This window comes from Bacillus sp. 05T31 (assembly GCF_056396725.1).
In genome coordinates, this window is the sequence record NZ_JBFTMA010001354.1 from 1 (window position 1) to 474 (window position 474).

The 474-nt window shown below is 36.5% G+C and carries 1 protein-coding gene; it reads right to left on the reverse strand.

The genetic code is table 11. From position 1 onward, the window contains the following. Nucleotides 1-474 (reverse strand): peptidoglycan recognition protein family protein (locus AC1DJR_RS33275; protein WP_477004598.1); only part of this gene is annotated, 474 nt, incomplete at both ends.

Below are 474 nucleotides of genomic sequence, written 5' to 3' on the forward strand. Positions count from 1 at the left end.
GTCTTATTTCCAGCGTGCCAGCCAACTTCATTAAGTGGAAGGTGTTGATAAATTTCTTTATCATCTACTGTAAAGTGCCAAGAAGCTGAGCGGTCCGTATTTCCGCGTGCTTGGTTATCTAGGTACTTTGCGTGGTTTAAAGCGTTAGCACCTTTACTAGTATTAGCAGTTTCATGAATTGTAATGTATTTTGGATCCATTGCGTATCCAGGTCGAATGTTTTCATTCCCTTTTGGAACAATCATTTCTTTAAATGTAACGCCATAAATATTGTTTGTATGTAAGTTAGCTGGTGTTTTATATAAATGTGTATTTTTGTTTTCAGCAGAACTTTGATTTTCTAATAATGACGATTTCGTCCCTTCAAATGTAGCAGATGGCGCATAAATCCATTTTGATGTTTCATTTACTTGAACTTTAAACCAGTTCCCAGCTTGTTCAGTGGGAGTAATTACTTGTGGCTGTAGTTTACTC